Source organism: Mesotoga sp. B105.6.4 (genome assembly GCF_002896535.1).
In the GTDB taxonomy this organism is placed as follows: Bacteria; Thermotogota; Thermotogae; order Petrotogales; family Kosmotogaceae; genus Mesotoga.
Map to the genome: position 1 here is coordinate 115,036 of NZ_JWIM01000005.1, position 15,691 is coordinate 130,726.

Annotated in this window: 14 protein-coding genes; 6 read left to right on the plus strand and 8 right to left on the minus strand. The window is 44.7% G+C overall.

Features of this window, described 5'->3' with window-relative positions; translation table 11 throughout:
- The first annotated feature begins 135 nt into the window (after nucleotides 1-135).
- Nucleotides 136-1,185 (plus strand): elongator complex protein 3, encoded by a 1,050-nt coding sequence (locus RJ60_RS01995; RefSeq protein WP_243392403.1) that lies wholly within the window; start codon nucleotides 136-138, stop codon nucleotides 1,183-1,185.
- Nucleotides 1,172-4,696 (plus strand): chromosome segregation protein SMC, encoded by a 3,525-nt coding sequence (smc, locus tag RJ60_RS02000; RefSeq protein WP_099830569.1) that lies wholly within the window; start codon nucleotides 1,172-1,174, stop codon nucleotides 4,694-4,696. The genes RJ60_RS01995 and smc overlap by 14 nt, the downstream gene beginning before the upstream one ends.
- Here the strand turns inward: smc and RJ60_RS02005 are convergent.
- The 8 genes from RJ60_RS02005 to RJ60_RS02040 form a co-directional block, all read right to left on the minus strand.
- Nucleotides 4,693-5,595, minus strand: a complete 903-nt coding sequence (locus tag RJ60_RS02005) for a DMT family transporter (protein ID WP_099830570.1) — start codon at nucleotides 5,593-5,595, stop codon at nucleotides 4,693-4,695. The two genes, smc and RJ60_RS02005, sit on opposite strands and share 4 nt — an antisense overlap.
- Nucleotides 5,592-7,079, minus strand: coding sequence for a glycoside hydrolase family 13 protein (locus RJ60_RS02010; RefSeq protein WP_099830571.1), 1,488 nt, complete (start codon nucleotides 7,077-7,079; stop codon nucleotides 5,592-5,594). Before RJ60_RS02010 ends, RJ60_RS02005 begins: the two co-directional genes overlap by 4 nt.
- The gene (locus RJ60_RS02015) at nucleotides 7,076-7,888 is read right to left on the minus strand and encodes a transglycosylase SLT domain-containing protein (protein WP_099830572.1); all 813 of its coding nucleotides are present in this window, start codon (nucleotides 7,886-7,888) and stop codon (nucleotides 7,076-7,078) included. Before RJ60_RS02015 ends, RJ60_RS02010 begins: the two co-directional genes overlap by 4 nt.
- Before the next feature lie 66 nt (nucleotides 7,889-7,954).
- Nucleotides 7,955-9,571: an NADH-quinone oxidoreductase subunit NuoF gene (gene nuoF / locus RJ60_RS02020; RefSeq protein ID WP_099830573.1), complete on the minus strand. Its 1,617-nt coding sequence runs from the start codon at nucleotides 9,569-9,571 to the stop codon at nucleotides 7,955-7,957.
- Entirely contained in the window at nucleotides 9,568-10,071 is a 504-nt protein-coding gene (locus RJ60_RS02025; protein ID WP_099830574.1) for an NAD(P)H-dependent oxidoreductase subunit E, read from the minus strand. The genes nuoF and RJ60_RS02025 overlap by 4 nt, the downstream gene beginning before the upstream one ends.
- 71 nt (nucleotides 10,072-10,142) lie before the next feature.
- Nucleotides 10,143-11,942, minus strand: coding sequence for an NADH-quinone oxidoreductase subunit NuoF (locus RJ60_RS02030; RefSeq protein WP_099830575.1), 1,800 nt, complete (start codon nucleotides 11,940-11,942; stop codon nucleotides 10,143-10,145).
- A gap of 17 nt (nucleotides 11,943-11,959) precedes the next feature.
- Nucleotides 11,960-12,337: a ferredoxin gene (locus RJ60_RS02035; protein ID WP_099830576.1), complete on the minus strand. Its 378-nt coding sequence runs from the start codon at nucleotides 12,335-12,337 to the stop codon at nucleotides 11,960-11,962.
- Complete coding sequence (locus RJ60_RS02040) at nucleotides 12,337-12,831, minus strand: NAD(P)H-dependent oxidoreductase subunit E (protein WP_099830577.1); 495 nt, start codon at nucleotides 12,829-12,831, stop codon at nucleotides 12,337-12,339. Before RJ60_RS02040 ends, RJ60_RS02035 begins: the two co-directional genes overlap by 1 nt.
- A gap of 130 nt (nucleotides 12,832-12,961) precedes the next feature.
- Between RJ60_RS02040 and RJ60_RS02045 the strand changes: the two genes are divergently transcribed.
- From RJ60_RS02045 to coaE, 4 genes are read left to right on the plus strand one after another with little or no spacing between them, the layout of a single operon-like run.
- Nucleotides 12,962-13,474 carry an adenine phosphoribosyltransferase gene (locus tag RJ60_RS02045; protein ID WP_099830578.1) on the plus strand — a complete coding sequence of 171 codons (513 nt, stop codon included), beginning with the start codon at nucleotides 12,962-12,964 and terminating at the stop codon, nucleotides 13,472-13,474.
- A 12-nt stretch (nucleotides 13,475-13,486) separates the two neighbouring features.
- The gene (locus tag RJ60_RS02050; protein WP_099830579.1) at nucleotides 13,487-14,851 is read left to right on the plus strand and encodes a glucose-6-phosphate isomerase; all 1,365 of its coding nucleotides are present in this window, start codon (nucleotides 13,487-13,489) and stop codon (nucleotides 14,849-14,851) included.
- Nucleotides 14,848-15,105, plus strand: a complete 258-nt coding sequence (locus RJ60_RS02055) for a hypothetical protein (protein WP_099830580.1) — start codon at nucleotides 14,848-14,850, stop codon at nucleotides 15,103-15,105. Before RJ60_RS02050 ends, RJ60_RS02055 begins: the two co-directional genes overlap by 4 nt.
- Nucleotides 15,102-15,677 carry a dephospho-CoA kinase gene (coaE, locus tag RJ60_RS02060; RefSeq protein ID WP_099830581.1) on the plus strand — a complete coding sequence of 192 codons (576 nt, stop codon included), beginning with the start codon at nucleotides 15,102-15,104 and terminating at the stop codon, nucleotides 15,675-15,677. Before RJ60_RS02055 ends, coaE begins: the two co-directional genes overlap by 4 nt.
- Nucleotides 15,678-15,691 lie beyond the last annotated feature (14 nt).

Consider the following 15,691-nt stretch of genomic DNA (forward strand, 5'->3'; position numbering starts at 1 on the left):
CCAGGAATTATTATCGACTACTCTATTCCCATATAAAGACTCATTATGAACCATAATCATTCCTCCTGATTGTTTGATTGTACCACCTGAAAAGTAACACGAAAAGCACGCTGTTTAAGATTTGTTGAAGTATCTTTGTTAAATAGCGCTCGATCGGTTTATAATATTAGCATGAATATCATTCCGATTTTCGTTCCACATGAGGGTTGCAGAACGCGGTGTACTTTCTGTAATGAACATTCGGCTACGGGAGTAAGTAGACTTCCCGATGAAGCCGAGGTCCATGAAACTGTCGAGAGATACCTTTCGTTTTTCAGGGATCCCCATAAGGCAGAACTGGCTTTCTATGGCGGCACCTTTTCAGGTGAAGGCCGTCAGCAAATGTACCTTGAAATTGCAGACAGATTATTCAAGAAAGGAATCATTGGAGGTATAAGATTCTCCACGTCGCCGGGACTGCTTACTGAAGAGACGATTAATCGTATGAGATCTTACCCAATAACCTTTGTGGAATTAGGAGTTCAGTCATTCGACGACGATGTTCTGAGAGGGTGTCACAGAGATCATGGCGCAAACGAGATTTACGAAGCCGCTCGATTATTGAGAAAGAATGGAATTGATTACGGGATCCATTTGATGACAGGATTATCTGGAGATTGCGAGGCGAAGGACATGTTCTCGACAAAGGAAGCAATCAGAGTCGGTGCATCTTGTGTGAGGCTTCATCCAGTCGTTGTACTGAAAGGATCGATTCTCGAAGAAGAGTATCATCTTGGAGCATTCACGCCGAAAGGAATTGAAGAGTCACTTGAGATTCTATGGAAGATGTACCTTTTGCTTTTGCTGTCTGAAGTGAAAGTTAGTAGAGTAGGGATCTGTCTTTACGGAAGACAGGTGGCAAATGTAGTTGCAGGTCCTTTTCACCCTGCTCTTGGGGAACTTGTCAGAGATAGGCTGATGTTTGAGATCTTAAGAGAGTTCTGCGTGCAGAATAATCGTCGCTCTCTTTGCCTTGATAGATCGAACAGCAAATGGTTCACAGGCCATAAGAAGGGAATTCTCGCAAGAGCATTTAGAGAGGGGATTTCAATCTCCTTTGTCGAGAATGGAGAGGATGTCGATTTGCCTTTCTACATGAAGTCTATCGGGGAAAGGATTCTGGGGGGAGTCTATGCTCAAGCTTGATTCAGTTTATATCAAGGGGTTCAAGAGCTTTGCCATGCCGACGAAATTTGATGTATCATCGGGAATTACAGCTGTGGTCGGTCCGAATGGAAGCGGCAAGTCGAACGTTGTGGATGCAATAAGATGGATGTTCGGAGAACAGTCGATGAAGAACATCCGTGCTGACAGTAGAGAGGATGTGATCTTCAACGGTTCGGAGAGGTTTCCGCCATCAAACTCTGCTGAAGTAAGACTGGTGTTCGAGTCGGAGGAAGGGACCTTCTCAATAGCAAGAGAGATTTCCAGGGACGGGCAGTCGATGTATAAAGTTAACGACAAGCAGTCTAGGCTGAGAGATATCAGAGAGTTGTTCCAGGGGACAGGAGTAGGGATGGATATCTACTCGATTGTTGGTCAGGGACAGGTTGATAAGGTCGTGACAGCCTCACCTTACGAGTTAAGGGCTCTCATTGAAGAGGCCGCAGGCACGGCTGTTTACAAGGAGAGGAAAAAGGAAGCACTCGGGAAACTGGCGGCAACCGAAGAGAATCTGAGCAGGCTTGAAGACATTATCTTTGAGCTTGGCAAGCAAAGGAAGTCGCTATATCTGAAAGCGAAGAGGGCAGAAAAGTTTGTTGAGTATTCTGCGAAACAAAAGGAACTCAAGAACCTTTACTTTGGCAATATCGCAAGACTGGAAGAAGAGAAGCTTACTAGTCTGAGAGAAAGATTTGACAAAGCACGAGATGAACTGAAGGATCTTCAGAAAAAGCTAATTGAAGGTGAATCGAACTGGTCGGCCCTGAGGGCGGAGTTTTCTGAGGTCGACAAGGAGATTGAGGGTTTTACGAAACTTCTTGAAGAATATAAAAAACGTCAGAATGACTTGCTCGAGCTTAAAGAAATGTACACTCGAAGATTGAGTGAGAAAGAGAACCGACTAATTGAAGTCTCCACTAGGATAGATAATTTCAGATCGGAAATCGATGATCTCGATAAGAGAAAGGATGAGATCAAACTGATTATTGATAGTCTTGAGCAGCAGATCTCTGATGAAGAAGCCGCCCTTTCCTCTTCCGAAGAGGAGAGAGACTCGCTGGTGAAGAATTACAGTGCGCGTGAACGAGAATGGCTGAAACACCAGGAGAGTTTTGAGTCAATCTCGAAAAGGCTTTCCAAGATAGAGAATGAGCTTGAGAGACTCGATAACAACCGTGAGGATACGGGCAAGAGGCTAAGGTTAATCGAGAGTCAGCTTGAAGCTAAGAGCGCGAGGTTTGAGACTCTCAAAGATGAGACTGAATCACTCGCCAAACAAGGTAAGGAAAGCACCGAGAAGCAGCGCAAAGTTGAGAGAGATATTGGTGCGTCAAGAGAACGCCTGAATGAACTAGATACGGAGCTTGAGAAAGCAAGAGAGAAACTCTCTAAAGATGAAAATGAGTTAAGGCGTTCTCAAATGGAAAGATCCCTACTTGAAAGACAACAGGAAGAGTATCAGGGTTTTTCCAAGGCTGTGAGAGAGGTATTCTCGAGAAAGGATAGTTTTGCAGGCCTGAGAGATGTGGTTGCGAATCTTATCCAGGTACCAGAATCATACGAAACTGCGATAACTATTCTTCTCGGTTATAGAATGCAAGATATCGTGGTTGATGATTCCATAACCGCAAAGAGAGTCATCGAGTTTCTCAAGACATATAAGATCGGCCGTGTCACACTGCTTCCTATGGATATGATTGAAGGGAACTTCAGGAACTTCACCAGAGTGGAGTCGCATCCTGGATTCATAAACTACGCAGCCAGATTGGTTGATATTCCCTTTGGCTTCGAGAAGCTCCCGGTGTATCTCTTTGCGAATTCAGTTGTCGCCAGAAGTTTGGATGATGCAATCGAGATGAGGAAGGAAGCAGGCTTCTCGGGAAGAATAGTCTCTGTTGACGGTCAATTGTTGAGTGCTGGCGGTTCGATTACTGGTGGCTTCATTGGGGAAGAGACGAGAACCGATTTGCTTTCGAGAAAACGAAGAATTCAAGAGCTTCTAGAGAGAGAAACGAAACTCGAGAAAGAGATCCAGCTCGGTGGTAAGCAGATAGGTAGACTGAAAGATGAAACTATTGAAGTTCGCGGCTACCTTAAGACATTGCAGGAAGAGCTGAACGAACTTGCCTCCAAAGGGGCCGCGATAAACAGAATGATTAGTGAGCTCCTTAAATCTGCACAGGAAGTTGAAGAGGAGATATCGGAACTAACTAAGCTCGAAAATGAGTATACAAGAAGGTTGGAGGAGAATTCGAGAAAGAAGGAGATTCTTGTTGGAGAGCAGACTTCTCTGAGAGAAGAACGATTGGATTTGGAAAGGAAAGTCGAGGCCGAATCCGAAGAGTTGAAGAAACAGAAAAAGGCTCTTGAACAGCTCCAAGAGACAATAGTAGACACTAGATTAAGGCTTTCAACTCTATATGAGAAACATGAACAGTATACGAAGGAACACGCATCTCTAATTCAGAAGAAGAAGAACGATCAGGAAAGTATTGAGCTCCTGTCTAGGGAGGTAACTGAGCTTGAGTCGGAGACAGAACGCCTAAGAAAGCAAGTAGCCGATCAGGAACGGGAGCTTTCATCGGTCAAGAAGGAAACAGAGAATCTCTTCTCTAGCATTAGATATCAAAGAGAGGGAAAGGAGCAAAGACTATCAGCCCTTCAGGAGGTTGAAGAAGAGATTAACAGGTTGAAGGATGAAAGAGAGAAGCTTCGTGAGCAATCTCATCAAATCGAAATGCATATTCAAGAAAGTGAAATGAAGCTCTCAAGGGTAAGAGAAGAGTTTGAAGAAGATGCGAGCGAGATTCAGATCCTGTCAGAAGAGAACCTTAAAGATGTAAAAGTGGAGCTTGATGATTACGAAAACAAGCTGAAGTTTCTTGGCAGTGTTGATCTTGAGGCAATAGACGAGTATGGAGTTGTGGACAAAGAGTATCAGGAACTCGATGAGCAGAAGCGAGATCTGGAAGAAGCCAAGGTGAAGTTGATAGAGCTGATTGATAAAACTGATGCGAAGGCCAAGAACATTTTCATGGAGACGTTCAACAACGTGAACAGTAACTTCAGCCATTACATTCAGGAGATTTTTGACGGTGGGGAAGGAGAAATCAAAATCATCCCGGGTGAAGATCTTCTTGAGACCGGTTTGGAAATAACTGTAAGGAGGCCTGGAAGGAAAGTTCAGAAGCTGCAACTTCTCTCTGGAGGAGAGAAAGCACTTGTCGGTATTGCACTAGTGTTCTCCTTATTGAGTATAAAGCCCAGCCCCTTCTACGTTTTAGACGAGGTAGATGCTCCTCTTGATGACTTCAATGCGGAGAGGTTCAGGGTGCTGTTGAGAAAGCATGCTACCGATACTCAGTTTCTTGTTGTCACCCACAACAAGCTTGTTATGGAAGTTGCCAACGTTCTTCACGGAGTTACGATGACAGATGGTCTCTCAAGAGTTATTCCAGTAGAGCTTAAATCGGTTGAGACTGTAATCGGTTAATCTTTTCCGTTTGTAGAAGTCAAATGACTAGACTCCCTTGAAATAACTACAAGCATTCCAATACCAATGAGTGCTGATCCCGAGAAGAACATAAGAGAAGGGGAGTTCTTTAGAAAGAGTATATCTGCAATGATTGTGAACACAGGAATGGTGTAGACCCAGAGAGTTGCTGCCTTCCCGCCCCAAAGATTTATGCCTTTGTTCCACATTATGTACCCAAGAGCGGAGGCGAATACACTAAGAAAGAGAATCCCTCTTACTGCACCTTGAGAAAACTCAACGGGCTTGTTTAGAATGAACACCTCAGTTACCACGAGAGGTGATGAAAAGAGAAGACCCCAAAGCATTATTTCCAGAGTAGTCCATATTGAGCTGTTGTGTATCTTCTCGTAGAAAAAGGTGTAGGCAGCCCATGAAACTGCAGCGCCAAAGGAGAGGAGATTTCCAACTGTACTAGAGCCTTCGGAGAATCTCCCTGAGAAGATGATTACAAAGAGTCCGGCAAAAGCTACTAAACCCCCAAAATACTCCAAGAAATCGAATCGCTTCGTAACAACATCGTAGAGAATTATTGTCAGAATCGGTGCGGTGGAGACGATGAGAGAAGCATCAGAAGCGTTCGTCAAAGTCAGTCCGTAGTTTTCAAACAGGAAATAGAACGTGATTCCGAATAATCCAGCCAAAGCAGCATTCTTGTGATCGACGGTCCTAAACGAACCTCTTTTCCGTGTAGACAACGGAAAGAGTATACCGACCGCTATGGAGAATCTTATATACGCTAGTAGCATTGGTGGCAGTGATTCAACGGCCACCTTCGTAAATATATATGATCCTCCCCAGATCATAGCTGTCGCTGCAAGAATTACGAGACCGAAGGATCTTTCTTTTGTTCTTCTCATACTCTCTTATATGGGGAGTAATCTGAGTTGGATCTAGAGATCACAGGTTCAAGTATTAGAGCCTCGTATGGGTGAAGGTCAATACTTATCGTCCCAAAGGATGCACTAAAGGCCTTTCCTGCAATAGTGTCCTTCATCTCCGTTCCATTCATGAGAAAGCCCTCTTGCAGAAATACTCTTGACCTTACATTCTTTTCTGTAGGATTTACGATGCAGACTAAAAGATCATCAACAATTCCAGTTGTTCTCTTGAATGAGATTAGAGAATGATCAGAGCTGACTAGGGGTTTGAAGTCGCCCGACCGGAGAGATGGTTTGCTTGAACGAATGGTGTTCAGAGTCTTGTATAAGTTCAAGGTCTCAATCTCCTGGCTCGTGTGCTCCCACTTCATCGGTGCCCTATTCTCCGGATCGTTGCCTCCTTCCATACCTAACTCTTCCCCATAGTAGATCAAAGGGACGCCCGGAAGGCAATACTGGAGAATCAACGCTGCTTTGATTCTGTCTATGGATCCAAGCTCGTTCTTCAGTCTCGGTACATCGTGTGAAGAAAGGACAGTCCAGGACTTCGACAGGAATTCCAGGCCTGCATCTCTAACTGCATCATTAATAATGTTAACTGCATCTTTCCCTGAAACAAAACCGTTCAAAGCTTCCCATATTATCAACCTGAAGTAGTAGTTCATAAGCCCATCAAGACCCGATCGCTCCGGCCAGCTCCCTGGGTAATTCCATATCTCACCAATCACGCACGAATCAGGTCTAGCAAATCTTGTTCTTTCGACTATTTCCTTCAGAATTTCAGGACCCAGATCATATGCAACGTCTAGCCTCCAGCCATCGATTCCCATGTTGAGCCAATGACGCAACACTGATTCCTCTCCCTTGAAAATGATTTCCGCAAGATCGGGGTTCTCCAGGTTCAGTTCGACAAGATTACCGGAATTCATCCAACCCCTGAATCCCTTCTCTCCCCTTATGAAGTACTCCATCAGTCTTTCGTTGCCTTGAAAAGCCCCTGGTTCATCGAAGATCTCCAGCCCATTGAACCACCTTCCAGCAATGCCAGCATGATTAAACACTCCGTCAAGTACAACTCTAATTCCCATTGCGTGGGCACTCTCAATTAGGGCAACAAAGTCTTCTTCAGTGCCAAGATCGGGGTCGATAGCGAAGTAATCAATTGTGTCGTACTTATGATTTGTGTGAGCCCAGAATACCGGATTCAAGTAAACGGTGTTTGCTCCAAGCTCCTTGATGTAATCAAGTTTTTCGACTATGCCGATCAAGTCTCCTCCCCAAAAATCATACTGGTGACTTCCGTCAATTGAAGCGAGAGGTCTTTCTTCCCAACTTTTGACCTTTTGTTTGGGGAGCGAATAGTACCCTTCCTCTTTCTTCTGAAAGACAGTCTTTCCATTGCCCAAATTGAATCTATCGGGGAGCACCTGATATACAATTGCATCCTTCTTCCAGTCTCTCATCTTCTCTCCTCTAGCAGCTCATTGGCATACGCGAGGTATACCATTCCAAGAAAGATATTGTTTCTTACAGACCAGAGTTCTTCAGGCTTGATGTTTATTTGAGATTGCCTTAACCATGAATTCAGAGTCCAGAGAGTCATCTCGTAGATTTGCATGAGTCCTCTCGAATAGACGTATGATGAAAAGGATTCGTCGATGCTTCTCTCTTCCATCAAAGCAAATGGATTCAATGATGACTCAACTGTCATAATAGACAGTACCACCGCCGGATCGAGCTTGGAGAGATCTAGAGTACGAACTCTTCCACCGATAATAATCTCTACCTTCGTACCGCCGAACTCGACAAGCGAATCGTAGATCTCCTCTGAAAGGCGTCTTCTAAAGAGATCCGATCTATCGGAAAGCAATTTGCTGGATTCAATCAACGAAGCAACTTTTCTTTCTAGATCAGGATACTCCTTTTTCGTTCTGGCCTGTGTAAGCTTTGTAAGGGCGGAGTTATATTCGAAAATCCTCTCTTCAGGCAGATTATGCATTCTAATCGAACTGTTTAACATTAGTTCATTTGAAGGGTTCTTGTCGGTGAAGTAGCTGTAGGCATCAAGTACTCGATCATCATACAAGTAGGTGGGGCTATTGAGAAAAGTCTTGTAATCAGCGCCCAGGCCTGCATTGTAGAGGACAGACAGAGCTGCAACTTTCTCAAGCTTGTTCTTTTCGCCTAGAGAAGTGAGTATTAGTGCAATAGTGATTATCGAGGCAAGCAGAATCATTAGCACAATTAGATCAGTCTTCTTACCTTTGTCCATAGTCCACCTCTCGGCAATTATAACAGAGAAAAGGCCGGGTCGCCCCGGCCAAAGATTTCAACGTATTTACCTCTTCTTTGGTTTTTCGAACTTGCAGACACCAACAGGACACTGCGGAGCATCTACGTGGGCAAGGAATTCCTCCTTGAATCTATCCAGGATAGATCTCAAGGGTACAGGTACCGATTGTCCTAGACCACAGAAAGAAGAGTCTTCCATAGTTTCAGATATGTCATATAGCTGACTGAGCATCTCTGTGGTTCCTCTTCCTTTCGAGAACTCATTCAGAATATGGACAATTACATGAGTTCCTTCTCTGCATGGCGAGCACTTTCCGCAAGATTCATGGGCGAAGAACTCCATGAGATTCTTTGCTGTATCTACTGCACAGTGGGTCTCATCAATTGCAAGAATAACACCCGAACCTAGAGATGCACCATACTTTTTGAACGAGTCGAAATCAAGTTCTGCATCCATCTCTTCGGATCTGATAAAAGTGCCTGCAGCACCGCCGGTCTGTACCATTTTCAAAGCTCTTCCGTTCGGTATTCCTCCACCGAACTTGTGAACAAGATCTCGAACAGTAGTGCCCATGGGGACTTCAACTATTCCTCTTTTCACCAAATTACCACACAGAGAGAAGACCTTTGTTCCAGGTGATGACTGGGTCCCAATAGATTTGAACCAGCTTGCTCCTTTGTCGACTATCGGAGGAACACACGCAAATGTCTCCACATTATTAACAACTGTCGGCTTATCATATAGTCCGCTTACCGGCGGATAAGGCGGTTTAAGTCTTGGCCTTCCGGATTTACCTTCGATAGACTCTATCAAAGCAGTCTCTTCTCCACAGACATAGGCGCCTGCTCCCAGTCTCACAGATAGATCAAATGAGAATTCAGTTCCGAGTATTGATTGACCGAGAAGGCCATACTCATAGACTTTACTGATTGCATCTCTAAGGCTTGCAACGGATTCGAAATATTCTCCTCTGATGTATATGTAACCCTTGCTGGCGCCCACTGCATAACCTGCAATTGTCATGCCCTCTATTACGGAATGTGGATCGCCTTCCATTATCAGTCTGTCTTTGAACGTTCCTGGCTCACCTTCATCTGCATTGCAGATCACGAATTTCTCCTCTGAATGAACCTTCTGGGTGAATTCCCACTTAAGTCCTGTAGGAAAACCGGCTCCACCTCTTCCTCTTAGGTTGCTCTTCTTTAGTTCTTCAATAACGGCTTCTGGAGTCATTCGTAGGGCTTTGGCAAGACCTTGATAGCCATCACGAGCAATATATTCTTCGAGATTCTTTGGATCGATCGAACCTGCGTTTCTGAGGACAATACGTTCTTCTTCAGATGCCTTGCCAGCGTGCACATGTCCGCTACCTTCGAAGTCTGTAACAATCAATTCTCTGACTCTTCGACCCTTCAGAAGGTGCTCGGTAACCATCTTTTCTATGTCAGCTTCAGTCTTGATAGAGTACATAACATTGTCAGGCAGGATCAAGAAGAGAACCCCTCTTCCATAATCTCCAAAAGAGCCTGTTTCAAGCACCTCTACCAAAGAAGTGAGATTGTAGTTCTCGGTCAGGGTGCTTAGGTAGTTCTTGAAGTGTCTTGCACCTAGTAGCAAACTGTTCGAATCAATCGATACGAGGACGGTTATCGGTTTGTTCACAATGACTCGCTCCCTTCTCTTGACACTATTTCATCTATGATTTCCGAGACTCTTTCAGGAGTGAGATTGCCATAAGCTTCATCATTTATCATCATTACAGGGGAGACTCCGCATAGTCCCAGGCAACTCGTTTCCTCAAGGGTAAAAAGGCCGTCTTCTGTAGTCTCGCCGAAATCTATTTCCAGTCTATATTTTAAAGAGTCAATCACTGCCTGACCGCCTGTAACATGGCATGGAAGGCTCTTGCAAACTCTTATTACATGTTTCCCTCTCTTATGAGTAGCAAACATTGTGTAGAAAGTCAGTACTTCATAAATCCTTGAAAGAGGTGTTCCTGTCACTTCTTTCAGTGCTTCGGCTGCCTCTATTGGTATAAAATTGCCGTAGTGATCCTGAATCGCATGAAGAGTGTTAATAAGCACATCGCCTCTTTCAAGACTCTGGCTGCTTACGTCTTCGTAGATTCTCGATACTATCTCATGAACGTTCTCAACAGACATACAAGTTCCTCCCTTCAACCCTCTTCGAAGTAGCAAAAGAACCCCCGCTCAAGGGGGTTCTTGTAAACCTTTTATGGTGATACCTTGCTAATTGCACCGAATCTACAAACTGCGAGACAACTTCCGCATCGCGTACAGATTTCCGGATCTATTTCGTGAGGTTTCCGTACCGAACCGCTTATTGCGTCAACCGGACAGACTCTCGCACAGGCTGTACAACCTACACATTTCTCTTTGTCGATTACAACCCTCATCAAAGTCTTGCACTTCTTTGCAGGACATTTTCCTTGATTGACATGAGCCTCGTATTCGTCCCAGAAATACCGCATCGTTGAAATCACAGGTTGTGGAGCGGTTTGGCCAAGCCCACAAAGTGAAGTCGCCATGATATTCTCGCCAAGATCTTTTAACAGCTGTAGATCGTTCATGGATCCTTCTCCTTCTGTTATCTTTTCGAGAATTTCAAGCATCCTTCTCGTTCCGTCCCGACAAGGTGTGCACTGACCGCAAGACTCCTCAACGGTGAACTCGAGGAAGTACTTAGCAACATCTACCATGCAGCTGTCCTCGTCCATAACTATCATCCCGCCCGATCCAATAATCGTGCCGAGTTTCTTCATATTGTCATATGTTATTGGCGTATCTATCAATTCTAATGGAATGCATCCTCCACTAGGACCACCTGTCTGGATCGCCTTAAGCTTCTTTCCTCCGGGAACACCTCCGCCAATCTCATAGATCAATTTCCTTAAAGTAATTCCCATCGGTACTTCCACCAGTCCTGTGTTCTTCACATTTCCGGCCAGAGCGAAGACTTTGGTCCCTCTTGATCCCTCAACACCATACTGGCTAAACCATTCGCCGCCATTTATGATTATCGGGGGGATGTTTGCATATGTCTCGACATTGTTCAAAAGGGTTGGTTTTTCCCACAATCCTTTGCTGGCAGGGAAGGGAGGCTTGACTCTCGGTATACCTCTTCTGCCTTCTATTGAGTTTATAAGAGCCGTCTCTTCTCCACAGACGAACGCACCAGCACCGATTCTGATTTCTAGATCGAATGAGAAGTCAGTTCCGAGGATGCTTTCGCCCAAGAATCCGTATTCCCTTGCTGTCTTCATGGCGTGGGTCAACCTTTCAATTGCAAGTGGATATTCGGCTCTAACATAAACAAAACCCTTCTGGGCCCCAACAACCCTGGCAGCGATGGTCATAGCTTCAACAATTGTATGGGGGTCACCTTCAAGAACGGCTCTGTCCATGAATGCACCAGGATCGCCTTCATCTGCGTTACATATGATGTATTTTGTTTCTCCCTTTGCCTTCTTAGTCAGGTCCCACTTCATCCAAGTGGGGAAGCCTGCTCCTCCTCGTCCCTTCAATTCACTCTTCTTCAGTATTTCAACAACATCATCGGGACCTATCTCAAAAAGAACTTTATGTAGTGCAAAGTAACCGTCCCTTGCAATATACTCATCTATTGAAAGAGGATCAATTACACCCAGATTTCTTGTTGCGATCTTTACCTGTTCAGTGAAGAAAGGAAGCTCTTCCTGAGGCTTTTCCTTCATTTCTCCAGAGTCGCCTTTATATAAAAGCTCTTCGACTACTCTTCCCTTTAGAATATGTTCTTCGACTATTCGGGCTGCACTCTCTGCCGTAATCTTCTGATAAAACACCCCTTCAGGATAGATTACGAGGATCGGCCCTAGGTCACAAGCACCCATGCATCCAGTCTCCACAACCCTAACTACACCATCTAATGAATACTTCTTCAGGGTTTCTTCAAATACACTCTTAACGCTCTTCTCGCCTGCAGAAATGCAAGCCCCTCCGGCACAAATAAGTACCGTGTTTTCAACAACGGGCACCCTTAATCACCTCTTCGTTAAAGTTCTCCTCTTTTCACTATGAGATCTCCGACAACTTTACCACCGACAATGTGTTGCTCAACGATTCTCTTTGCCTGAGCAGGGGTAACATGCCCGTAGATTATCGGCTCAGCTCCTTCCAAGTGAACCTCAATAGTCGGTTCGACATCGCAAAGGCCGAAGCAACCGGACTGCACGACAGAAACATCGTCGACCCCCTTCTCATCGAGTGAATCTACGATGGCCCTAAGTGTATCCTTTGCGCCTGCTGCAATTCCACAGGTACCCATAGCAACTATCACTTTGCCTCTCTTGCCTGAGTCACGCATCTTAAGACCCTTCATCGCGTTCTCTTTGATTTTCATGAGCTCTTCAAGGCTCTTAATCTTTGCCATCACTCGGCCCTCCTATATTTGTCTAGAATCTTTGATACTTCATCAGGGGTGACTCTTCCATAATAGTCGTCTTCACCGACCAGAACTACCGGAGCCATGCTACAGGCGCCGAGACATCTTACGGCATGAATTGAAAAGAGTCCGTCGGAGGTCGGTTCATTCATCTCGACTTTCAGCTCATCGTGGAGCCTCTCAAGTATCTTATCTGCGCCCTTAACATAGCAGGCAGTTCCTAGACAGACCTTTATCTGGTTCTTTCCTTTTGGCTTCATGTTGAAGAAATTATAGAAAGTTACAACTCCATATACCTGACTCAACGGAATATCCAACTTTTCGGATACGTGTTGCTGTAATTCTTCAGATAGATAACCGAAGACTTCCTGCGCCTTGTGAAGTACATTGATGAGAACGCCCGTGTTGCCTTTTACTGAAGCAATATACTCATCAAGTTCATCGTAGAGCTTCTGACAATCCGGGCAATTTACGAGAGACAAATCTTGCACCTCCTTTGAGGAAAGAATGTTATTTATTTCACACATGCATTATAACATGCACCTAGAGAAATGGGCTGATTCCTGTGTTAAAATAACCCATGTCAAAGGAGCTCTATAAGGAGGAGATTAGATGGATCTAGAAGCCTTTGTGCGTGACGTTCCAGACTTTCCAAAGGAAGGCGTAGTTTTCAAGGATGTCACTCCATTGTTAAAGGATCCCCTTGCTTTTAGAGAGTGCATTCTGCAGTTGTCAGAAAAAGCAAGAAAGTTCGATTTCAATATAATGGTTGCACCCGAAGCAAGGGGTTTTATTTTTGCCGCTCCTCTTGCTTTTGAAATGGCGAAGGCACTGGTTCCAGTCAGGAAACCCGGAAAGCTTCCTTACAAAACCAGGGAAATCGAGTACGAATTGGAGTACGGCAGAGAAACCCTTCAGATGCATGTGGATGCGATTAGTGATGGAGATAAGGTGCTAATCGTCGACGATATTCTTGCCACGGGGGGGACTATGGAAGCTATCGCCCGCATCATTGAAGACAGTGGAGGAGAAGTCGTCGGAATTCTTTGCCTTGCGGAGTTAGGATTCCTGGAGCCCAGAAAGAAACTGTCTGGGTACGATGTAGAGACAATAATCACTTATTGACGGAGGTTTGAAATGCTCAAATATGACTTCTCGTTTGCGTTCAGGGAAACACTTGAAAGCGGCCTGGCCTTTGATGAGATGACCGAGATTGGGAAGACGTTATCGGCGAATTTCGAGAAGATCTTCCGCCCCCTTCCTGGTTTTCTCAGAATACTTGAAGATGATGAGATCATTGATGAAGTAAAGGCATTGAGATCATGGATTGAGAAGTTCGACAATTTCGTTGTCATAGGGATTGGAGGCTCTGCGTTGGGAAACCAGGCTTTGCATTTTGCACTAAAACCCATCAACTGGAATCTCTATGAAAGAGACAAGCGAGCTGGAAAGGCCAGGGTATTCTTGCTTGATAATGTAGATCCCGATATGATCACGGCGATTCTCGGAGAACTGGATTTAGGAAAAACCGTTTTCAATGTTATCTCCAAGTCTGGAACAACTGCGGAGAGTATGGCAAACTATCTGGTCGTCAGGGGCCTGCTTGAGAAGCTCGATCTTCCTGTGAAAGACCACTTCATATTCACGACGGACAAGGAAAACGGAGTCTTGAGACAAATTGCCGACAGTGAGGGAATTAGAACCTTGACGATTCCAGAGGATGTTGGAGGTCGCTTCAGTGTTTTGACTCCAGTTGGTTTGCTTTCGGCCGCTGCAGAAGGAATAGATATCGATCTCTTATACGAGGGCGCTAGATTCGGAAAAGAGAGGTATTTAAGAGAGGATGTGAAATCGAATCCCGCTGCCGTAAGTGCGCTGATTCACTACGCCTACCTGAAGAAGGGACACAATATATCGGTGATGATGCCGTACTCAAACAGGCTCTATACACTTGCTGATTGGTACAGACAATTGTGGGCCGAATCTCTAGGAAAGAAGTTCGATGTCTCAGGAAGGATTGTCCACTGTGGGCAGACTCCCGTGAAGTCTCTGGGGGCAATTGATCAACATTCTCAAGTACAGCTTTACAGTGAAGGACCAAGGGATAAGATAGTTACTCTAATCAAGGTAGAGGACTTCGGTAATCAGCTTACAATACCATTCATTCATTCCGATATCGAGGCTTTGTCCTATCTGAATGGAGTAGAAGTAGGAGAATTGCTTAATGCGGAACTCAAGGGAACGGCGATCGCTCTTGCGGCAAACGGCGTCCCAAATATCTCGGTCACATTCCCGCAGATTGACGAGGTACATGTTGGCGAATTTATCGTCTCATATGAGATACAGACGGCAATTATGGGTTTTCTTCTCAGAGTGAATCCATATGATCAGCCGGGAGTTGAGCTTGGGAAGAAACTGACTTACGCTTTCATGGGAAGAAAGGGATACGAAGAAGTAAGGGATAGATATGAGGAGAAGACCTCCTGGAGGTTCGAGTTATGAAATCAGAGCTTATGAAAGTTCTCGACGATTTTTCGGTAGAGGAAGCGTATTATGCTGCCGGAGAGGCAATACCCACTTTTGTTATAGTTTCAATGGAACCTGAGAATCTCTTGCAGAAAATCGGAGAGATGGAAGAGATTGAGGCTGATATTATCGTTATCAGTCCCGACGAGAGAAAGAAGCTCGAGAGTGCAGACAGTGATATGTCAAGAGTGGTGATGAGTGTTATCGAATCAGGAGAGAAGCTTCTTTGACCGTTATAGGGCTTGCTGGCAAAGCCGGAAGTGGCAAATCCACGATAGCTGAGCGTCTTGAAAAACTTGGTATCGAACGGATCTCCCTTGACGAAATTGGTCACAGTTCTTTGATCGAAGCGAAACAAGAGATAGTTTGCTCATTTGGAAAAAGGATTCTTACCTGTGACGAAGTAGACAGAAAGAAGCTTTCTAGGATTGTATTCCGAGATGGAAGCTTGCTGGACAGACTCAATCAGATAGTACACCCGATTATTAAGAAGAAGGCACTGGAAATTGTTGAGAGAAGCGATTCCGATCTCCTTTTAATTGATGGTGCGCTGATTCATGAAATCGGGCTATCTAGCTATTGTGACAAGATTATCTGGTTTGAGTGCGCAGATGAAGAAGCTGTTAAAAGACTTGTGAATAGAGGAATAAGTGAATCTCAAGCCAAATCAATACTTTCTTCGCAATCATATCTCGATCGCAATAAAGAGTTAGCAAATGTTGTTGTTTCAACGTCTGGCTCCATTGAAGAGACTTTCAGAACAACTATGGAGGTTCTTTTTGAATGGGGCATAGTGGTATAATTGGTTTACTTAGA